General features: G+C 53.0%; 22 protein-coding genes and 1 pseudogene. 2 read left to right on the forward strand and 21 right to left on the reverse strand.

The features are described 5' to 3' along the window. Window positions 1-81 precede the first annotated feature (81 nt). From JNUCC32_RS24255 to JNUCC32_RS24270, 4 genes are all read right to left on the reverse strand, one after another. The gene (locus JNUCC32_RS24255) at window positions 82-651 is read right to left on the reverse strand and encodes a GNAT family N-acetyltransferase (RefSeq protein ID WP_192570108.1); all 570 of its coding nucleotides are present in this window, start codon (window positions 649-651) and stop codon (window positions 82-84) included. A 44-nt stretch (window positions 652-695) separates the two neighbouring features. After that, window positions 696-1,190 carry a GNAT family N-acetyltransferase gene (locus tag JNUCC32_RS24260; RefSeq protein ID WP_036662817.1) on the reverse strand — a complete coding sequence of 165 codons (495 nt, stop codon included), beginning with the start codon at window positions 1,188-1,190 and terminating at the stop codon, window positions 696-698. A 278-nt stretch (window positions 1,191-1,468) separates the two neighbouring features. Continuing rightward, window positions 1,469-1,810 carry a DUF2642 domain-containing protein gene (locus JNUCC32_RS24265; RefSeq protein ID WP_012818411.1) on the reverse strand — a complete coding sequence of 114 codons (342 nt, stop codon included), beginning with the start codon at window positions 1,808-1,810 and terminating at the stop codon, window positions 1,469-1,471. Between the two features lie 123 nt (window positions 1,811-1,933). Next, entirely contained in the window at window positions 1,934-2,752 is an 819-nt protein-coding gene (locus JNUCC32_RS24270) for a methyltransferase domain-containing protein (protein WP_192570109.1), read from the reverse strand. A gap of 187 nt (window positions 2,753-2,939) precedes the next feature. Between JNUCC32_RS24270 and JNUCC32_RS24275 the strand changes: the two genes are divergently transcribed. Both JNUCC32_RS24275 and JNUCC32_RS24280 read left to right on the forward strand, forming a co-directional pair. After that, the gene (locus tag JNUCC32_RS24275; protein ID WP_012818408.1) at window positions 2,940-3,395 is read left to right on the forward strand and encodes a GNAT family N-acetyltransferase; all 456 of its coding nucleotides are present in this window, start codon (window positions 2,940-2,942) and stop codon (window positions 3,393-3,395) included. 85 nt (window positions 3,396-3,480) lie between these two features. Continuing rightward, window positions 3,481-3,963 (forward strand): annotated as a pseudogene (locus JNUCC32_RS24280) (spore coat protein). A gap of 121 nt (window positions 3,964-4,084) precedes the next feature. On the opposite strand, the gene trxB reads toward JNUCC32_RS24280, so the two are convergent. The 17 genes from trxB to hprK form a co-directional block, all read right to left on the reverse strand. Beyond that, window positions 4,085-5,038 (reverse strand): thioredoxin-disulfide reductase, encoded by a 954-nt coding sequence (gene trxB, locus JNUCC32_RS24285; RefSeq protein WP_192570110.1) that lies wholly within the window; start codon window positions 5,036-5,038, stop codon window positions 4,085-4,087. Between the two features lie 123 nt (window positions 5,039-5,161). Further along, window positions 5,162-6,898, reverse strand: a complete 1,737-nt coding sequence (locus tag JNUCC32_RS24290; protein WP_430623444.1) for a tetratricopeptide repeat protein — start codon at window positions 6,896-6,898, stop codon at window positions 5,162-5,164. Window positions 6,899-6,987: 89 nt separating this feature from the next. Continuing rightward, window positions 6,988-7,938, reverse strand: a complete 951-nt coding sequence (locus tag JNUCC32_RS24295; protein WP_012818404.1) for a ribose-phosphate diphosphokinase — start codon at window positions 7,936-7,938, stop codon at window positions 6,988-6,990. 201 nt (window positions 7,939-8,139) lie between these two features. Continuing rightward, entirely contained in the window at window positions 8,140-8,979 is an 840-nt protein-coding gene (hisJ, locus tag JNUCC32_RS24300; RefSeq protein ID WP_192570112.1) for a histidinol-phosphatase HisJ, read from the reverse strand. A gap of 12 nt (window positions 8,980-8,991) precedes the next feature. Continuing rightward, window positions 8,992-9,693, reverse strand: a complete 702-nt coding sequence (hisIE, locus tag JNUCC32_RS24305) for a bifunctional phosphoribosyl-AMP cyclohydrolase/phosphoribosyl-ATP diphosphatase HisIE (protein WP_192570113.1) — start codon at window positions 9,691-9,693, stop codon at window positions 8,992-8,994. Continuing rightward, window positions 9,690-10,448, reverse strand: a complete 759-nt coding sequence (gene hisF / locus JNUCC32_RS24310) for an imidazole glycerol phosphate synthase subunit HisF (RefSeq protein ID WP_096777122.1) — start codon at window positions 10,446-10,448, stop codon at window positions 9,690-9,692. The genes hisIE and hisF overlap by 4 nt, the downstream gene beginning before the upstream one ends. Window positions 10,449-10,518: 70 nt before the next feature. After that, window positions 10,519-11,250 carry a 1-(5-phosphoribosyl)-5-[(5-phosphoribosylamino)methylideneamino]imidazole-4-carboxamide isomerase gene (gene hisA / locus JNUCC32_RS24315; protein ID WP_175320827.1) on the reverse strand — a complete coding sequence of 244 codons (732 nt, stop codon included), beginning with the start codon at window positions 11,248-11,250 and terminating at the stop codon, window positions 10,519-10,521. A 37-nt stretch (window positions 11,251-11,287) separates the two neighbouring features. Then, on the reverse strand, window positions 11,288-11,896 hold the full coding sequence (gene hisH, locus JNUCC32_RS24320; RefSeq protein WP_192570114.1) for an imidazole glycerol phosphate synthase subunit HisH: 609 nt from the start codon (window positions 11,894-11,896) through the stop codon (window positions 11,288-11,290). Window positions 11,897-11,899: 3 nt separating this feature from the next. Continuing rightward, window positions 11,900-12,505 (reverse strand): imidazoleglycerol-phosphate dehydratase HisB, encoded by a 606-nt coding sequence (hisB, locus tag JNUCC32_RS24325; RefSeq protein WP_009595657.1) that lies wholly within the window; start codon window positions 12,503-12,505, stop codon window positions 11,900-11,902. 65 nt (window positions 12,506-12,570) lie between these two features. Then, window positions 12,571-13,854, reverse strand: a complete 1,284-nt coding sequence (hisD, locus tag JNUCC32_RS24330; RefSeq protein ID WP_192570115.1) for a histidinol dehydrogenase — start codon at window positions 13,852-13,854, stop codon at window positions 12,571-12,573. 114 nt (window positions 13,855-13,968) lie between these two features. Then, window positions 13,969-14,610 (reverse strand): ATP phosphoribosyltransferase, encoded by a 642-nt coding sequence (gene hisG, locus JNUCC32_RS24335; RefSeq protein ID WP_012818397.1) that lies wholly within the window; start codon window positions 14,608-14,610, stop codon window positions 13,969-13,971. 52 nt (window positions 14,611-14,662) lie between these two features. Further along, on the reverse strand, window positions 14,663-15,856 hold the full coding sequence (locus JNUCC32_RS24340; RefSeq protein ID WP_192570116.1) for an ATP phosphoribosyltransferase regulatory subunit: 1,194 nt from the start codon (window positions 15,854-15,856) through the stop codon (window positions 14,663-14,665). 347 nt (window positions 15,857-16,203) lie between these two features. Further along, entirely contained in the window at window positions 16,204-17,430 is a 1,227-nt protein-coding gene (locus tag JNUCC32_RS24345) for an acyltransferase (protein ID WP_012818395.1), read from the reverse strand. Window positions 17,431-17,610: 180 nt separating this feature from the next. After that, on the reverse strand, window positions 17,611-18,117 hold the full coding sequence (locus JNUCC32_RS24350; RefSeq protein ID WP_096777118.1) for an acyltransferase: 507 nt from the start codon (window positions 18,115-18,117) through the stop codon (window positions 17,611-17,613). A 13-nt stretch (window positions 18,118-18,130) separates the two neighbouring features. Beyond that, on the reverse strand, window positions 18,131-18,781 hold the full coding sequence (gene ppaX / locus JNUCC32_RS24355; RefSeq protein WP_036663929.1) for a pyrophosphatase PpaX: 651 nt from the start codon (window positions 18,779-18,781) through the stop codon (window positions 18,131-18,133). A 7-nt stretch (window positions 18,782-18,788) separates the two neighbouring features. Beyond that, complete coding sequence (gene lgt, locus JNUCC32_RS24360) at window positions 18,789-19,928, reverse strand: prolipoprotein diacylglyceryl transferase (RefSeq protein WP_192572724.1); 1,140 nt, start codon at window positions 19,926-19,928, stop codon at window positions 18,789-18,791. Window positions 19,929-19,949: 21 nt separating this feature from the next. Beyond that, a complete protein-coding gene (hprK, locus tag JNUCC32_RS24365; protein ID WP_009595669.1) occupies window positions 19,950-20,888 on the reverse strand; it encodes an HPr(Ser) kinase/phosphatase in 939 nt (312 codons plus the stop codon). Between the last annotated feature and the right edge of the window lie 103 nt (window positions 20,889-20,991).

Genomic DNA, 20,991 nt, shown 5'->3' on the forward strand with positions numbered 1-20,991 from the left:
TTAGGCTTATATACATGATAACGAGCAAAAGAATGAAATGGTTTTTCAACTTTTTAAATAATGGAGGATTGTTGGTGGTCATCATCGACTCGGACCGGATCTGCCGCGCTCCGTCCGATACTCCATAATCCAGCAGTCCCGCAGCTCTCCTTCATGCCGTTCATGCTTCTCCAGCAGCCTGACCTTCCGAAAGCCGCACTTCTCGTAACAAGCGATGGCCCGTTCATTCCAAGCCTGCGGGTCCATCACGATTCGGTCGGCCTGCCTCTGAAACACGAGGTAATCCACCATGGAAGTCATAAGCTTCGTACCGATGCCTCGATTCCAATAATCCGGCTCCCCGATGAATTGATCCGTGGCGAATGTTCTGCCGACCGCATCGTTCCCGTCATACCCATACTCGCCTAACGTATCTTCATCGAGAAGATAGAACTGGATATACCCGATCGGTTTCCCCTCATATTCGATAATGCAGCGAGTCTCATCATCATCCACATAGAAATGCTCCCGCACCCGCTCCACGTCGTGAGGATTGTCCCGTCCCTCGTAATACTGCAGCACATCCGGATTGGACAGCCAAGAAGCTAAGGACGTTTCATCTTTCTCCTCCAGCTCGCGAACCGTAATCGGCCCTGCCTCATATACCAGCATCGTTATTCCTCCATCCTTCTCATGGGATCATCCCATTGTTCGTTTCAGATTACATCCGCAACCATCGTAATAGAGGTTCCGCACATGCCTGCCTCCTGGAATCCGAAACGCTCATACAATTTCATAGCTGCGGCATTGTCCGGAGCGACGCTTAACGATACCTTTTGAATCCCCCGCTCCTTCATCCCTCTGAACAATTCCTTCATCAGGGCGGTTCCTAGCCCTTGCCCGCGGGATTCGGGAATCAGCGCCATGCCCAGCTCCGGGATGTCATCGCTCACGTAACCGAACCCTTTGTTCCCTTCATCAAAATACCGGATGGTAATTGAGCCTGACGGCTTCCCTGCTGCATTCACGGCAATGTAGCCCAGATCGCCCGCGCGCCCCCAGTCCTCCACGTATTTTTTCATGAACGGCTCCTCAAGAATATCCCGGCTAAAAGGCTCCCCTCCCTCGGGCACATACAGGGACTCGTACAGCATCTCCCGCAAAAAGGGTGCGTCCTCCCGGCCTGCGACTCGAATATGATATGAATTCATGTACATCTCCCTTTCCGCCTAGATCATCTCTGTCAGCGCCGTCCGTAACGCGAGTCTTTCCGCAGCCAAATCGGACCGTCCCGAAATGATCTAGAATCATCTCCATCGTTCCTCCATACCGACCCATCCAATCGTTCGGCCTCAATTGCAATCGAATAAAAAGACGTCCCCAATCGGAACGCCTTCGGATCTGTATTGTATGAATTGGCGATTCACCGGACTAATCCTTCCCTATCAGCCGGTATTTTTTCGTTTAAACTATTTTGGAGCCCTGTTTATCAGAATGGAACTCCCTCGAAGTACACCACCTCGGCCAGCCGAATATGCAGTGCTTTGTTGTCCCCGATCGTCAGTTGGACATGGTCGACCACCACACCGGATAGAATCCCCTCTACTTTTCCCGCGGTGGTCATGATGACCACCTTGGCTCCTTTATGCCGGAGCAGATGGTCAATAAATACCGGTTCAACCAACGTTGCGTAGTGCATCGGCTGCGGGATTGCCGGGGTCCGGGGCGCGTAATACGGCGGTATGGGCTGGAGCGGAGGGTAGGCATAGTATCCCGGTGCATAACCTGCAGACGGCGCTGGATAACCGGCTGTGTTGACATGGTTGTTCAATGTAAGACCTCCCTTGCGATATGAATCCTACATCTTTATGTATGACCGGAAAGGGCCCGCTATGTTATCCCCCTCATATTTGTATAAAAAAGCAAGGATGGATTTGATCTCAATCGCCGCCCGTTACGCCTTCTGAGCCATCAACTTACTCATCGCATGCCGGTGCGGTATACCCGATGAGTTGCAATCAAAAATGACCTCCGGGCAGCTGTGAATCAGCCAATCGTGATAATGCATCATAAGCTCTCCGGACTTCCAGTCATAAGCATACGGCTCATCCTCGGGAGGAGGCGCAATGAACGGCTTCTGCACGAATACATTCAGGCAGTGGAATCCCTCTGCCGAGGTGAATTTTTTGTAATTGGCAAAAATCTCCTCGCGATACTCGGGTCGGATATAATGCAGCACGCCGCTGGAATACAGCACGTCAAACTCCGAATCCAGACGGTAATCCGATATGTCCGCCTTGAATACGTTCACGTGTACCCCGATGTGATCGGCCAATCGCTTCGTTTTCTCGATCCCCGCATCCGAAATGTCGAATGCCGTGACCTCATACCCGTTGCGGGCAAAAAACACGGCATCCTTCCCTTCCCCGCACCCGATATCCAGCAGCCTTACTCTTTTTGTCGGCGGGATCATTTCAAGCACCTGATAACAGGCTGCGTTCGGTTCCGTGCCCCAATAGTACTCCGGCGTTTTGTACTCTTCTTCATAGATGCTGATCGGCTTGCCCGTCGAAGAATAACCAAACAGCTTATCGATGCTGACGTCCAGCAGCCGGGACAGCTCCGGAAGCAGCGCGATATCGGGCATGGTCTGCCCGGTCTCCCATTTGGATACCGCCTGGAACGTAACGCCCAGCTTATGCGCCAATCCTTCCTGGGTAAGTCTTCGTTCTTTACGGTAACGATTAATATTTTTGGCCAACATGTCTCTCATATGGATCACGCTCCTATATAACCACATTGTAGGGACGTTGCGCGGGGCATACAATAACCTGGTCATTGAATCCCGGAAGAATTCAACCGCCCGTTGAAATCATCCAATTCCAGGAACTTGGCGATGCAGGCGTGGTACAATAAACCTGTTTGTAACACCACTATCGAAATCATAAGGGAGAACGCTCGTGAACATTAGAAAGCTGAATACTCATGAAGAAACGCCCCCTATGGACCTGCTCCTTCTTGCGGATCCATCGATAAGGCTTGTCAAAGAATACGTAAACCGCGGTCACTGCTATGTCGCTGAAGAAAGCTCACAACCCATCGGGGTCTATGTCCTGCTGCCCACCAGACCCGATACCATCGAGCTGGTGAACGTTGCCGTAAGCGAGAATCTGCACGGCCGGGGCTATGGCAAACAGCTCGTGAATCATGCCGTTGATCAGGCCCGGGAGCTCGGATATGCCACGATTGAAGTAGGAACAGGAAGTACCGGGGTGGCACAGCTGGCGCTGTACCAGAAATGCGGATTTCGAATGACAGGCATCGACCGGGACTTTTTTGTCCGTCATTATGATGAAGAAATTTACGAGAACGGCATGCGGCTCCGGGACATGGTGCGGATGTCCTTAGATTTGTAAGGTGATTCGGGTTGTGCTATGCACCGTTCCTCCATTCGGTGAATAGGCTATCGCATATTGATTTTTGGAGGAGAACCTATTGAGCATGAGTCACAATCCGAGACATCTCGCTTGGCACGAAACACTGGAGATTCATGAATTAACTGCCTTTCAGGCGAATCACTTGATGGCGTTCAAGATGTCAGTGCATGATATCAAAGACCCGGAGCTCCATGGACTGTATATGGAAGCGATTCAAGGGGTTGAACAGAACCTGAAGGAGCTTCTGCCTTATTATTCGGAAGCGCCCACGGGAACCCGCAGTCTCTCCGGTCCCGATCTGACGGCGTATTACGCAGGTCATCTGCTGGGGTTTGCCAAAACCTCGGTCTGAAGCTACGCCATTGCCATTACCGAGGCAGCAACTCCAAGCGTAAGAGAAACACTTCAGAAGCAGTTGAACAAAGCCATTGAACTGCACGGAAAAATCTTCTACTTCATGTATGCGCGCGGCCTGTATCCGTCTTACAATTTGAAGCAGCTGCTGGAGAATGACGTGAAAAATGCGAACAAAGCGCTGAGCTTGTAACTCAGCAAAAAAAGCCCCTGGCTAAACAGGTACGGATTTTACGAGATGTTCTCTCGCAAACCCGTCCGCCGTATAGCTCTGGGGCTTCTTCTTTCCAATAGATAATCCCTTAGGCAAGGAATTACTTATTCAGCGTCTCGCTCCAATCATGGACCATGTGGCCCTCGAGATATTTCTCGCAATCCATAGCGGCCATACAGCCTGTTCCTGCAGCCGTGATGGCTTGGCGATAACGCGTATCCTGAACGTCGCCGCAGGCGAATACGCCCGGGATGTTCGTCTCGGTCGTTCCTGGTTTAACCAGGATGTAGCCGGTCGGATCGGTTGTGATCTGATTGCCGAGGAAGCCCGTGTTCGGCGTATGTCCGATGGCCACGAACACGCCTTCTGCTTCGATCAATTCTTCCTCGCCCGTTTCGTTGTTGCGGACCTTCAGCCCTTTAACTCCGGTTTCGCTGGTTACCACCTCAACCGGCGTGCGGTCCAAAGCCCACTGGATCTTCTCGTTCTCGCGCGCGCGATCCTGCATGATCTTAGATGCACGCAGCTCGGTGCGGCGGTTCACCACCGTTACGCTGGAAGCGAAACGCGTCAGGAAGCTGGCCTCCTCCATTGCGGAGTCGCCGCCGCCGATGACAATGATTTTTTTCCCGCGGAAGAAGAACCCGTCGCATGTGGCGCATGTACTTACGCCCCGTCCAACGTTCTCCTGCTCTCCCGGAATTCCGAGATACTTCGCGGAAGCTCCCGTCGAGATAATCACGGACTCGGTCAGAAGCTCGCCCATACCCTCGACATTCACCTTGAACGGACGCTCGGAGAAATCAACGGACTCGACCCAGGCACTCTTGAACTCTGCACCGAAGCGTTCCGCTTGTTGACGCATATTATCCATCAGCTCGGGACCCATGATGCCCTGCGGGAATCCAGGGAAGTTCTCGACCTCCGTCGTTGTCGTCAGCTGGCCTCCCGGTTGCATTCCTTCGATCACGAGCGGCTTCAGGTTTGCGCGTGCCAAGTAGATGGCTGCCGTCAATCCGGCAGGTCCTGTTCCGATTACGATTGATTTGTACATAGAATACGGCCTCCTTTAAGGTGTCGATTTCTGTTGCATGCTATTATCCTATTCAGGACTTACGGAATCTTCATGTACCATCATGTACCAAGGTCTCCTAAGTATCCGAATATGGGCTCTTACTTAAATGTTTTCCGTAAATGGCCGGAAACTATCATCCGGTTGTGCTTTCGTTTCACATACGCTATCCATTTGACGTGCATAACGGCTCACGGTGGATGGGGAAATCCCGTAACGGACAGCCACCTGTTCATAAGTCAGGGTACGTCCGCGCTTCTTGGCCGTCAGATATTCCAATGCCGCTGCCCAGCCCTCGACATTCCGAATGTTCGGAATATCCGGGTACAGCCGGCTCAGGAATTCGGACCAGAGATTCTCCATCTCTTTTTTCCAAAAGGCGTCAACCCGCATGTCCATGGTTTGCTCGGCCTTCTCCAGCACCGCCTTCCAGGAAGGCAGCCAATCCGGCAGCACCTCGCGGGTCTTGCCCACGGATGAATCGCGATCTTCGCGACGCTCCTTCAACCGATTGCTTGCGGCCTCCATCTGCTGGAGCACCAGGCGGGCGGCATCCTTCAGCTCCGCGTCCTCTCCCGGCTCCTGCAGGAACGATTGCAGCGCATGCTGCACCTCTTCATCGGCTATCAATTCCAGCGTCCGGATCACCTGCAGCTTGGTCTGGGGATCGCCATGCCGGAGCGCCCAGAAGAACGATGAACGAATCAGCGGATTCTGCTTCGCTTCCTCCGTCAGTTTATCGCCGTCATGCTCCCAGCGTTTGAACTGCTCTTCGAACGGAAGGTGATAGTGGTAACTCACTTTCATCTGATCGGTACCGGTTTCTTTACGCTCTTGCAGCTGGGCCAAATAGAAATCCGGAATCACCGAATCTCCGTCCAGCTTCAGCGCCTGCCGCCAATATTTCTCGGCCTTGTCGTAATAACCGCTGTTGCAGGCCGCAACGGCCGTATAATGATACAGGCTTGGATCTCCGCTAAACTCATCCTCTTTCAGCAATCGGCGAAAATGACCGTAGGCAATTTCGTGCTGCCCCAATATGCCCATCGTCGTCGCAAGCTTAAACACATGCTCCAGATGAAAAGGAACCGTTACCGTTAGCATGTCCATCAATCGGTCGCGCTGCTCCTGATTTCCCTCATGCTGAAAGAAGATGGCCAGATTGCATAAACCGTGCAGATTGCCCGGCTCCTGATCCAGCACCTCGCCAATGGTGCGCTTCGCGGTATCGAAACGTCCCATATAGTAGTAAGCCAGGGCCAAATTATTGCGAGCAGCCAGAAAATCCGGATTATCCTTGACGATTTCCTCCAACAGCTTGACCGCTTGGGCGAATTTCCCTTCCTCCAGCAGTGCCCGGGCATGCTCATGCTCGACCACGCCTTCGCGGCTCTTGATCCGGTTCAGCTTGGCAGGACGATTCAGCTCGTAATGGAGCAGCTCCATCATTTCCTCGGCCTCATCCAGAAATTGACCGTTAGGATCTTCCTCCAGGTAGGTGACAAGCGCTTCTTCCGCCTTCTCAAACTGTTCCATATTGGCATAATTGTTCGCCATATAGAAATAGCATTCCGTCATCAACGGGTCAACCTGCTCCAGAATATGAGCCAGCACATCGTTGGAAGCTTTATAATCTCCCGTCTCTGATAATATACCCGCCATATTGCAATGATTCACCGGATTATCGGGTTCATATTCAACAGCTTTGCGAAAATATTTCAGAGCCTTGTCATATTGGTAACGATCAAGCGAACGAACCGCGCGATCGAAGAAGAAATTAGCATTCATTTCGATAGATATAACATTGTGGGGGTCACTGGACCCATATGGATGACCATTCACGAAAAGCAAGGCACCTCCTTTAACTTGCTCCTCTATCCACAACAGTATAACACAAGTTACGACGTCATTTGCAGAAAAAAGACACCAGTTTACACACCGGCGTCTTTGAATAAAGTGGCGATCGATCCGCCCTCGATGATAATGTGAGTGGCCTGGGCCAGCATAGGCGCAACAGACAGCACCTTTAACCGCATCTTGCAGTGATGGTCCGGGAGCACGATGGAGTCCGTGACCACGATCTCCTCGATATGAGCATGGTCGAGACGGTCAAGTGCTTCACCGGAGAACAGGCCATGGGTCGCGCACACAATGGCATCATTGGCTCCCCGTTCCTTTAAGCTTTCCACCACCTGCACGATGGTGGTTCCCGTGTCAATCAGATCTTCGATAATAATCGGCGTGCGTCCCGCCACGTCCCCAATGACATGGGTAATAACCGCTTCGTTATGGGCAGGACGCTGCTTGACCATCATGGCAAACGGCGATCCTAGGCGGCTCGAAAGCTTCTCGGCCGTCTTCGCCCGTCCGGCATCGGGAGAAACGATAACCGGATTCTCGATATTCTTGGACTTCAGATACTCCGTAATCAAATCCAGCGCAGTCAGATGATCCACCGGTATATTGAAGAACCCCTGGATGGCAGGTGCATGCAGATCAATGGTTATCACGCGGTTGGCACCGGCTGTGGTCAGCACGTCGGCTACCATTTTGGCCGATATCGGCTCTCGCGGCGCGGCCTTTCGTTCCTGTCTGGCATAACCGTAATACGGAACAATGATGTTGATCGTTCTGGCGGAAGCCCGCTTGGCGGCATCAATCATCACGAGCAGCTCTACGAACATTTCGTTGATAGGGTGAGAAAAGGACTGCAGCAGAAAAACGTCGCAATTGCGGATGCTTTCTTCATAGTGGACATAAACCTCGCCGCTTTGAAAGCGGGAAATCTTGATCTTTCCCAATTCAACGCCCAACTGCTGGCTGATGCTGGCGGCAAGCGCCGGATTGGAAGTTCCGGCGAACAATCGTAATGAACGATACATGAGGACCTCCTGACGAGAGTGGTTAGTAGTCGGCCGATGCAACGATGGATTGAAAGCGTTATCGTCAAATCAGGCCGTTCCCGCCTCCGCAACCCGTCGAGGGTAGTCTGGAGGGGAAAACAGCCGTCTGCAATGAACCTGTTTGCAATTAGTGCTTGTCTTTATTATACATCGTTTCCTTCCACATTCCAAAGCACCATATTATACATCGTTTCCTTCCACATTCCAAAGCACCATCTCCCGCTTCCGGTTACGGAAGGTCGCAAGCTCCCGAACGCCAAGCTCCGACAACAGTGCCCGGGCCTGATCCAGATGCTCGCCAAGCTTCATGGGCTGATGAGCATCCGACCCTAAAGTCAACGGAATGCCCAGCTTGATCGCTTCCTCCAGCATTCGCCGGCTTGGAAACATCTCCTCGCAGGCCTTCGATAAACCGGATGCGTTCAGCTCCATCGCCTTCCCGCTCCGGGCCACGGCCGCAAGCGCTGCTTGCTCCAATGCGATCACGTCCGGCTTCTGTTCGGGGCCCGGCCCATAACCGAACCGCTTGATCACGTCCAGATGGCCCATGATATCGTAGAAGCCGGTTGCGGCAGCCTTTTGCACCGCATCATAATATTGTCGATAGACTTCAAGCGGATCCTTGCCCTCCCAGCCCTGGGTCTGGCGGTAATCCGTGATGTCCCATTCGCCAAGAAAATGAACCGATCCGATGACATAATCCCACGGATAGTCCTTCACGATCCGCTCAATCTGTTCTTCGTACCCCTCAATATAGTCGCCTTCAAGACCGATCCGAATGTCAATCTGCCCTTTGTAGCGTTCCTTCAGCTGCAGGCATTCTTCCACGTAACGCGGCAGCTCATCCATCGGCATGGCCATCTCCGGATAATACGTTTCCGGGTTGACGTGAATCAACGGCATATGATCCGACAAGCCCAATTGATCCATCCCGAGTTCAATGGCGCGTCGTACGTACTCCTCCAGCTGCCCCTCAGCATGCCCGCACCGGGCATGGTGGGTATGGTAATCAATATGCATCGAGCAGGCCTCCTAATCGCGGCGCGGCCGTTCATGGCGGCGGCTCAGCTCATCCATGATCTCATCCAGCGGGAGCTTCCGCTCCTGGAGAAGCACCAGCAGGTGATAGATCAGATCGCTGATTTCAAGCTTAAGCTCGGCATTGTCTTTATTTTTGGCGGCGATGATCGTTTCCGAAGCTTCTTCGCCCACCTTCTTAAGGATTTTGTCCACGCCTTTATCGAACAGGTAGGTCGTATAGGCCCCTTCCGGCCGTTCCACTTCACGCTGGGCAATGACCTCTTCCAGCTCGGCAAGTACCGCGAAGCGCTCGCCGGGTACCGCTGTACCTTGATTAGCTGGCTCGCTCTTCTGCCCTTGAGCGATAATCTCATTGTGGAAGCAGGTCGTTTGTCCGGTATGACAGGCAGGTCCATTCGGATTCACCTGCAGCAAGAGGGTGTCTCCGTCGCAATCGTATGTCATCGATACCACGGTCTGTACATTCCCGGAAGTTGCCCCCTTATGCCACAGCTCTTCGCGCGAACGGCTCCAGAACCAAGTCTCGCCGCTCTCCAGCGTCAATCGCAGCGATTCCCGGTTCATATAAGCCATCATCAGCACCTGCTTGCTCTCTGCATCCTGTACAATCGCCGGCACCAGGCCCGCGGCATCCCAACGGATATGCTCGCTGACTTGCTCCAGGGATAAATCTTTCAACATATCTTCGCTCACCGTATATCCACTCCTTTTTGGCTAAGCTGCAACTTGAGATGAGGGATCGAGATTTCTTTATAGTGGAAAATCGTGGCGGCAAGACCCGCATCCGCCTTGCCCTGAGTGAATACGTCATAGAAGTGATCCTCTTTGCCGGCACCGCCGGACGCAATGACCGGGATCTGAACGGTCGAGGCGACGGCCGATGTCAGCGGCAGATCGAAGCCGTCCTTCGTTCCGTCCGCATCCATGCTGGTCAACAGAATCTCGCCCGCACCCAGGCTTTCCGCCTGCTTCACCCAATCAAGCGCCTTGATGCCGGAAGGCGTACGTCCGCCGTGCGTGTACACTTCCCATTCTCCCCACGCATCGTTGTACTTGGCGTCAATCGCCACGACGATGCATTGGGACCCGAATTTGCGCGCCCCGGCGGAGATGAGCTCCGGCTGCTTGACCGCCGCCGTATTCATTCCGATTTTATCCGCGCCTGCCCGCAGAATCCGCTTCATGTCCTCCACGGACGAAATGCCTCCGCCCACGGTAAAAGGAATGGCGATTTCCCCTGCCGTTCTCCGAACGACTTCTTCCATCGTCGCCCGGCCTTCGACCGAAGCCGATATATCCAAAAAGACAAGCTCATCTGCGCCTTCCCGGTCGTAGAGCGCCGCCAATTCCACGGGATCGCCCGCATCGCGGAGATTCACAAAGTTTACGCCCTTCACCACCCGGCCGTCCTTCACGTCCAGACAAGGTATGATCCGTTTTGCCAGCATGCCTTTCCCCTCTTCCCCTATATGAACTCTATCGATCCATGATGATTCGAACAGACACTGGTTCAAATCCTCATTGGATTCGCGTAATAGCCTCTTTCAGATCAATATTGCCTGTATACAGCGCCTTGCCCACGATCGCTCCGCCTACACCGTCCCCGCTGTGCGCGCTGAGCGCCAGCAGATCGTCCAGCTTCGTCACGCCGCCCGAAGCGATGACCGAGCGGCCGCTGGCTTTGGCCAGCGAGACAATCGCCTCTACGTTTGGTCCTTGCATCATTCCGTCGCGGGAAATGTCGGTGAAGATGAAGGTTTCCGCTCCTTTGGCCGCTAATTCTTTTGCCAACACCTCGGCTTGAACCTCCGACGTTTCCAGCCAGCCTCTCGTTGCGACGTATCCGTTGCGCGCGTCGATGCCGATGGCCACCTTATCCCCGTATTTGCCCAGCACCTCTTCCGTAAAGACGCGGTCTTCGATCGCTGCCGTGCCGATGATAACCCGGCTGACGCCGAGCGACAGCAGCCGCTCCACATCCGCCAGCGTGCGCAGGCCTCCGCCTACTTGAACCGGAACCTGGACGCTGGATGCAATCTTCCCGATAATGTCGTCGTTCACCGGCTGACCTGCCTTCGCGCCGTCCAAATCCACGAGATGAATAAATGTGCCGCCCTGCTCTTCCCACGATTTGGCTACCTCGAGCGGATTGTCATTGTACACCGTTTCTTGATTATAATCGCCTTGGACCAGCCTGACGCATTTGCCGCCGCGAATATCGATTGCCGGATATATGATAAAAGAGGACATCCCCATTCCCACTTTCCAATTGGTCTATTCGTTCGTCTTACGTTAAAGCCAAAAAATTGCGAAGCAGGCTCATCCCAAGCTCACCGCTCTTCTCGGGATGGAACTGCATGCCGTACACCGAACCGCGGCCCACGATGGCCGTTACTGGCTGACCGTAATCGGTAACCGCCAGCAAATCAGCCTGAACCTCAGGAAGAACATGATACGAGTGGACAAAATACACATGACCTTCCTCAAGTCCCGCAAACAGCGGGTGCTCCCGCTTCTCGAACTGCAATGAATTCCAGCCCATATGCGGCACCTTGTAGTCCCCACCCGCAAACCGCACAACCGATCCGGGCAGGATATCCAGCCCTTCATACTTGCCATGCTCCTCACTCCGGCTGAACAGGAGCTGCATGCCGAGACAGATCCCCAGCAGCGGTTTTCCCGACTCCGCTGCTTCCTTCATGACCGAGTCCAGTGCGGCTTCGCGGAGCTGCTCCATGGCATCTCCGAATGCGCCGACTCCGGGCAAAATGATGCCATCCGCCGCCAGAAGTTCCTCCCGCTCCCCCGTAACGAGCGGCTGATACCCAAGCCGCTCTACCGCTTTGCTCACGCTGTGCAGATTGCCCATGCCGTAATCCACGATTGCAATGGCCATCGTTTAGAGCACTCCCTTCGTGGACGGTACGCCGGTCACCCGCGGATCCACGGTGGTCGCCTCATCCAATGCACGGCCGAGCGCCTTAAACACCGCTTCAATCATATGATGGGTATTGTGTCCGTAATGAACGATGACATGCAGCGTGATTCGGGCCTCCAGCGCCAATTTCCACAGAAATTCATGGACAAGCTCGGTATGAAAAGAGCCTACCTGCTGCGAAGGATACTCCGCCCGGTATTCAAAATGCGGGCGGTTGCTGATATCCACGATGACTTGAGCAAGCGCCTCATCCATCGGCACAAACACGCTGGCATAACGTTTGATGCCTTTTTTATCGCCCAGCGCTTCGCGGAACGTCTGCCCTAAGCAGATCCCGATATCCTCCACCGTGTGGTGGTCATCGATCTCGATATCGCCCTTTGCCTTGACGCGAAGATCAAACTGGCCATGCTTTGTGAACAAATCAAGCATATGATTCAGAAACGGTACATCGGTCTCCAATTCCGAAATGCCGGTCCCATCGACATTGAAATCCAGGGCAATGTCGGTCTCATTGGTTTTGCGGCTCACGCCGGCTGATCTTGCTGCTGCATCCAAACTGCTCACGTGGATTGCCTCCTCTATACGGAATATTTATGATGAACAAATGATGCTTGTTCTGGTCTGATTTCTTATCGTTCTTGTTCAAGCCGGATTTCGATCGCCCGGGCATGGCCCTCAAGCCCCTCGCGCCGGGCCAGCTCCATGATCTGTTCGCCGTCGCGCAGCAGCGCTTCTTTACTGTAGTAGATCAAGCTCGATTTCTTAATGAAATCGTCCAGATCCACTGGCGATGCGAACCGTGCCGTCCCATTCGTCGGAATGATATGGTTCGGTCCTGCAAAATAATCGCCTACCGGCTCCGAGCTGTACGGTCCCAGGAAGATCGCGCCTGCGTTCTCGATCTGGCCCACGATCGCCATCGGCTCCTCCGTCACGATCTCCAGATGCTCCGGCGCTAAACGGTTAATGACTTCAATCCCTTCCTGAAGGGATTCCGTGACAATCACGGCGCCGTAGCTGTCCACGGAAGCACGGGCGATGTCCCGCCGCGGCAGCAGCTCAAGCTGCCGCTCTACTTCGGCGGCAACGGCTTCGCCCAGCTTTCGGGAAGGCGTCACGAGAATGGCCGATGCCATCTCGTCATGCTCAGCTTGGGAAAGCAGATCCGCTGCAATATACGAAGCATCTGCATGTTCATCGGCCAATACCGCAATCTCGCTTGGACCGGCCAGGCTGTCAATATTGACTGCGCCGTACACTTCACGTTTGGCCAGGGCAACGTAAATATTGCCGGGCCCGCAAATCTTATCCACGGGGGAAATGGTGTCCGTGCCGTAGGCCAATGCCGCAATGGCTTGTGCTCCTCCTACGCGGTAGATTTCCGTAACGCCTGCCTCCGCTGCAGCCACCAGAATATAGGGATTGATTCCGTCCTTCCCGCCGGTTGCCGGGGGAGTGACCATGACGATTTCGGGCACGCCTGCCACTTGAGCCGGGATCACGTTCATCAGCACGGATGAAGGATAGGCTGCCTTTCCACCGGGCACATAGACACCGACGCGTTTCAACGGACGAATGATTTGTCCCAAGATGCTGCCGTCCGGCTGTAGATCCATCCAGGAATTCCGCTTCTGCTTCACATGAAATGCGCGAATGTTGTCTGCCGCGGCTTGTATCGCCTTCACGAACGAAGGCTCCACATGATCATAAGCTGCCTTGAGCTCCTCATCCGTTACGCGAAGCTGACCTGCGGTCAGACGGACACGGTCCAATTGTTCGGTATGCCGCAGCAAGGCTGCATCTCCTTCGGACCGAATATCCCGCACAATCGCCTTCACGACTTCATTCTGCTCTGGTGTGCCGTAATCATTTTCCCGTTTCAGCTCAAAGTCCCGTGCTGACACTACCTTCATCTTAATCTCCCCCAATCCCGCTCCATCATGTTACATGCATAGCGTTTCTTAATGAATGAAGGATGATCCATTCGATCATCCATGCTCATCCAGTTGGTGCCTTATTTCTTAGCGCTAAATATTCGCTCCCTCAGACATAATGACCGTTTGCAGCCGATCGCACAATGCCTGAATTTCATCATTCTTCATCCGATAACTGACGCGATTGGCAATCAGGCGGCTTGTAATTTCAAAGATGCTGGTCATCTCTACAAGTCCGTTCTCTTTAAGCGTTTGGCCTGTTTCCACCATATCCACGATCCGGTCTGCCAAGCCGATGAGCGGTGCAAGCTCGATGGAACCGTTCAGTTTAACCACTTCAACCTGCTGGCCCTGCTCACGGAAATACTGTGAAGCCACGTTCGGATATTTGGTGGCAACCCGCTGCCTGATGCCCGGCTTCCAGTCCGGCAAGCCGATGACCGACATCCTGCACCGCGCAATGCCGAGATCAAGCAGCTCATAAACGTCCTTGTTCTCCTCCATCAGCACGTCCTTGCCGACGATACCGATATCCGCCACGCCGTATTCCACATAAGTCGGCACATCCACCGGCTTCGCCAGAATAAATTCCATTCCTGCCTCCGGCAAGGGAATGACCAGCTTGCGCGTCTCATCCACGTCGAGGGGTATCGGAAGTCCGGCTGAACGGAACAGCGCGGATGCTTTTTTATATATGCGCCCTTTGGGCATCGCTACTTTCAACGTTTCCGCCACGTTCGAATCCTCCTGACCTTAAACTTATATGATAATCGTATAGATCCGCTTCCTATCGAAGGGTAATGACCTCTCGGTATCCTCTATTGAGCAGACTGCCGGATACAACGGGTACCTCGGCATCTCGGATATTGGCCGAATCCGGTATGATCGAAGTGATGACGGAATGTCCCTGCGCCCGAAGTTCTGAGGCTTTAGCCAGTCCTTCCTTTCGATGGGAAGCCGTGTACCGGATCAGAATGGGCAATTCCTCGACAATCTCCTCTCCTTGCACCCCATCGAGAATGCGATTGGTCTTGAGTGCAAAGCCTGTTGCCGGAACGGCACGGCCAAACTGCCGAAGCAGCTTGTCGTAACGACCGCCGCTTGCGACGGGAGAGCCCAGCTCCGCAGCATAACCCTCGAACGTCATTCCCGTGTAATAGGAGAAGTCCCCGAGCATCGTCAAGTCAAACAGAACATGTCTGGAGACGTCGTAAGCCTCGAGCACTTCCCATACCTTGCTCAGATGCTCGATAGAAGCTCTCGCGAGTTCATTGCTGCTAATCTCGAGAGCTTGCCCAGCAATCTCCCTGCCTCCGCGCAGCTTCAGGATTCCCTCCAGCTGGTCCTGCTGTACCTCCGTCAGGCTCAGGCTGGCAATGGTGTTGCGGTATCCGACGTAGTCGCGGTTCAGCAAATCCTGCTTCAGGCTCTCCTGATCCTCCGCCCGATCCGGCAGCACTTCTTGAAGCAGGCCATTCAGATAACCCATATGACCCATCGCGATTTTGAATTTCTCCACGCCTGCCGCCTTCAGGGATTCGATGGCCAGCGCAATCACTTCGGCATCGGCTTCCGGCGTATCATCGCCCACAAGCTCGACGCCGGTCTGGAAGAATTCCGCTTCCCGCCCCGCTTCCTCCTCAATGGCGCGAAATACATTGGCATGGTAAGACAAACGCACCGGAAGCGGCTCATCCTTCAGCAGCGAGGACATGACCCGCGCTATGGGAGCGGTCAGATCGGAACGCAGCACCATCGTCGTTCCGCGTTTATTCAATAGTTTAAACAGCTTCTGGTCCGACGTAGAGCTTGCCACGCCTACCGTATCGTAATATTCCATCGTTGGTGTCATAATCTGCCGGTAACCCCAGCGGTCCATGCATGCAAGCACTTCGCGTTCAATCCGACGCAGCTTGGTGACCGCATGAGGAAGATAATCACGAACACCTGCCGGTTTCTCGAAGCCTTTCGGTTTAGACATGACGCTCCACCTCAAATTCAGTAAAAGTCTTTAATATGGTAAAGTGGTACCTTGCTAATAAATTAAAGGATATTGGCTATATTACCATGAATCCTGCCTGATCGTCAATGCATACGCATGCGTTCTGCTATGTATCGTTCTCTGTCGGTACCCGCCTTACGCATCAATAGATCCGTCTAACTTCTGGGTATAATTGTAACACAAGAACGGACCAGCGTGGCTTGCTTGTCTAATTGGCTGAACCCCTGCATAGATCCGGATGGCGCCAATAAAAAAACCGCCCGGCAGCCCGGACGGCTTTGCTTCATGATGAAGGATAAGAAGTTTTAACATTAGGCCTGATGTTCCTATAGATCGACCGATTTCTTGCTGTCGCCCGTAACGGTGTCTTTTCTCTGCGATGGTGTCGCAGGTGCTTTCGAGGATGGCTTCAATGATCGAGGAACGCTGCCCAGCAGCATCCACGACCCTGGAATCCACCGGAACACCGTCTGCACCACTAACGCACTGACGATCAATGCCGTTACCATCCCCCCGTATATCCAGATCAGATAATCATCGGTTACCGGATTCAGCTTCGGATCGAATTCCCGATACAGGAACAGCCAGAGCGGGTGCACGAGATAGATCGCGAAAGACAGCTCGCCAATCCGCGTCAGCACTTTTACGATGAGTTTCCAGCCGCTGCTATACAGCCAGCTCGCCAGCTGCATCAGCACTATCGCGGAGAACACGGTGTGCAGATTCCACAACAACTCGTACAATAGGGAATCATATTTGGCGCCATGCAATCTCTGATTGTACCAAATCTGCACATGCGTCAGCGCCATCGCGAGCCAGCCGGCCCATAAAACGATCGTGCCTGCTCTTTGACCAGAGGTTTGCTTTTTCCATGATGACGTCAGCCAGCCCTTGAATTTATCGTAATTCATCGCCAGATAAGCGCCCAGCATATAGTAGGCTAAATACGAAATGGCCAAGCTGCCTTTAAACGTGTACTGCAGCTCGTATTTGTTCCAGATGATGAAACCCCATTGCAGCAGGAATCCGATCGGCACCGCCCACCTTACGAGAAACCGTGAGGATTTGAACAGCTTGAGGAAGATCGGAAACAGAATATAGAACTGCAAACTGATAAATACAAAGTATAAGTGCGTATAATTCTGCCCTCGAGCCAAGCGTTCAAAGAATAGCGGCATCTGTGCCCATAGATCAAACGAACTGTTCAGCATCCCGTTCTGATACATCCGCACAAAGAAGTAGATGATCGAGAACAACACGTACGGCAGCAAAATGTACAAGAGCCGCCGTTTGTAGAAGTTTTTGATCAAGTCCTTGGTCAGCGGCCGGTCCGCATAGTTATAGAACAGCACAAAGCTGCTTAGGAATATAAAAGAGGGCGTACCGTATTTAAAGAAAATATTCAAAAAATTAATAATATAATAGAATCGCGAATCAATCGCATCCACCGTTGCAAATGAAGTCGCATGAACGTGAAGCACGCCCAGGATGGCCAGCGCACGATAGATATCGAGCTGCGGCAGCCTTTCCTTTTTGTTCAGCGTTGCACCCATGTCAGGCGTCGCCTCCTTGTTTTCGAGTTTGTTGATAGAGTCAATGTATGCGAATGGACGGGCAAAAAAGTCCCTCAAGGCCATCATACCCCGGGGACTATTGTTCGCTTTGTGTCAGGTTATCCTTTACTCATTCTACAACAATTCAGCAAGCTTGAGAACCTGACTTGTCACATTACCTCAAATTGACTCGCTTTCCGTCGATGTCCTCTTCAGCTCTCGCAATGGATTCCCGCCTACAAAAACACCTGGTGCCACATCCTTATGTACGACAGATCCGGCAGCAACGACCGCGCCGTCTCCGATCGTTACGCCAGGCAAAATCGTGGTATTCGCGCCGATGAGCACGTTCTCCCCGATCCGCACTTCACCCAAACGATATTCCTTTATTAAATACTCGTGAGCCAGAATGGTCGTGTTGTAGCCGATGACCGAATTCTCGCCGATGGTTATTTTCTCCGGAAAAAACACATCCACCATGACCATCAATCCAAACGCGGTATGCTTCCCCACTTTCATCCCGAGCATATGGCGATAGATCCAATTCTTCATAGGCAGGATAGGACAATACCGGGCGATCTGGATAAAAATGAAGTTCTTGACGCCCTTGAACGGGCTCACGGTGCGGTAGATTTGCCATAACGCGTTGGGGCCTTCTACAGGATAACGGGTAATCTTTCTGGCCATGCTGCCAAAACTCCTATTCCTCTTGAAGTCCTACGATTTCATACAGATCTCTCATATCCTTCAATATAAAATCCGGCCCGTACTCCATCAGCTTTTGCTCACCCTTGAGGGACCAAGCTACAGCGGCGGCCTTCACGCCCGCCGCCTTGGCAGACTGAATGTCCACTGGACTGTCTCCGATCATCAAAGTGGTGGCCGGATTGGCCCCCAGCTGCTCAATCGCCGTCAGAACGGGCTCCGGATGCGGTTTCGGATGCTCCACGTCGTTTACCGTAACAATCGCCGACATGAAGCGCTCCAGATCGTACTTCTCCAGCGTCATCATGGTGGAAGGACGGATCTTCGTGGTTACGATCCCGAGCGAAAGCCCGTGACGATGAAGACGCTCCACGACTTCGTTCACATGCGGGAATGGTTTGACCATGTCATCATGATGGATCGTGTTGAAAGAGCGATAGGCTTTGATAAGCGGACTGACATCCTCGACGCCCCCTGAGAAAGCCTGCAGCTGCTGTTCCAGCGTGGTTCCCATATGCGGAATGATCTGCTCTCTGGTCAACGGTCCCGGAGCCTGCGCCTCGAAAACATGCATAAACGATGAGATAATCAATTCATTCGTGTCGATAATGGTGCCGTCCAAATCAAACAGTACGGTTTCGATCATGCTGCAACTACTCCTTTTTGTCCTCCGTATCCGGTTTTATTGTCGGAGTGTCTTCTTCTGCCCGTGGTGAGGATTTGACCTCTGTCTCCTCTGCTTGGGTAACAACGTCTTTATCCGCCATTTCCTCCGGTTCTGCGGCCTGTTTATGCTGTTTAGCAGGAGCCGGCGCAGAAGACTTGACGGTTTTGTTCGTTTGAAGATCGGCTTCCGGCGTTGGACCTGCTCCCGTCTTCGTCGACACGATCGGGTCCAAATAACGCACATTGGCGCGGCCCGTCACACGGCGCACGATGATCAGCACGATGCCTCCAATGACGATCAACACGGACAGCAGCTGGGAGATTCGAATGTTGCCATAAGCCGGATCCAGGTGGCCCAGTTCAAAGCCCATCCATGTCATCGGTGCCCATAACGTATTGTTAATGAAATCGGCAAGTCCTGTGGCCCCTTGAAAAGCCAAGCTGTCCGTCCGCACCGCTTCAATAAAGAACCGGCCGATGGAATACCAGATGAAGTACCCGATGAAGAGTTCGCCTGCCCGCAGAAATTTCTGTCTGCGAATGATAAGCAGTATGACGATACCCAACAGGTTCCACAGCGATTCATATAAGAAGGTAGGGTGATGGAATACGCCCTGTACGTTCATTTGATTCACGATAAAATCAGGCAAATGCAGCTCTCCGCGCAAGAAAGACTCGCTGACAGGACCGCCATAGGCTTCCTGGTTAACGAAGTTACCCCAGCGTCCAATGATCTGGCCGGCCAACAAGGACGGCGCACAGATATCGGCAATTCGCCAGAAGTTGTAGCCTTTTCGGCGAACATAGATCAACGCACAGATAATGGCGCCGATCAAGGCGCCGAATATCGCAATCCCGCCATTCCATATTTTGAACACATCCAGGAAGTTATCCTTATAGTCTTCCCATTTAAAAGCTACATAATAAATACGAGCACCGATAATAGCGGAAGGAACCCCAAGCAAGAGCAAATCCATGAAAAATTCCTGCGGAATGCCAAAACGCTTCCCTTCGCGAATGGCCAGCAGCAGACCTGCCAAGGCACCCAGGCCCAAAATCAAGCCATACCAATGAACACGCAGCGATCCGATGGAGAACGCCACCGGATCGATGAGCAATGTTTGCATCACTTATAACCCTCCCTAGTCCTAGTCCAAATCGTCCATATCTTCAGCAATCGTTGCCGTCAGCTTGTTCGTAAACTGCAGTGCAGCATTCAGTCCCATTTGCTTCAATCTGTAGTTCATAGCTGCCACTTCAATAATAACCGCAAGGTTACGTCCTGGACGAACCGGAATGGTGACCAGAGGGATATCCGTCTCTATAATTCGTGTTGTCTCTTCATCTAATCCCAGACGATCATACTGTTTATCCTGCTGCCAGGCCTCCAATCGAACAACAAGCGTAATCCGTTTATTATTCCGAACGGCGCCTGCACCGAATAACGTCATAACGTTAATAATACCGACCCCGCGAATCTCCAGCAGATGGCGAATCAGCTCAGGCGCTGTTCCATGCAGCTGAAAATCCGACGTCTGGCGGATCTCCACCGCGTCGTCCGCGATTAAGCGGTGTCCGCGTTTGACGAGCTCCAGAGCCGTTTCGCTTTTCCCGATACCGCTCGAGCCCGTGATCAGCATCCCCACGCCATACACATCGCACAATACCCCGTGGATGGTCGTCGTTGGCGCAAGTCTGCGTTCCAGGAAACTCGTGAATCGGCTTGTCAGGATGGTCGTCGCCATGCTGCTGCGCAGCACGGGCAAACCTCTTTCATTGCCGAGCTCCACCAGCTCTTCCGGCACTTCCAGGGAACGCGTAACCACGATGCAAGGCGTTTCTTCCGTACACAGGCTGCGCATGCGTTCTTTCCGCTCTTCCGGCTTCAGCATTCCGAAGAAAGCCAGCTCCGTGCGCCCCATAAGCTGAACCCGTTCCCGCGGATGGTATTCAAAATAACCGGCCATTTCCAATCCCGGGCGATTCAGATCGTCCGTTGTAATCTGACGTTTCAAGCCTTCCTCACCTGCGATGACCTCCAGCTGAAACTGCTGGACCAGCTCGGATACCTTCACTTTCTTGGCCATGGTCTTACCCCTCTTCTTCCATTGTATGTTGACATCACAACGCAACCGGCATGCTGCACGGTTCGTTTTGGATGATATATTTCATGATCGGTTACTTTACTAA

This window comes from Paenibacillus sp. JNUCC32 (assembly GCF_014863545.1).
GTDB classification, from domain to species: Bacteria; Bacillota; Bacilli; order Paenibacillales; family Paenibacillaceae; genus Paenibacillus_AQ; species Paenibacillus_AQ lautus_A.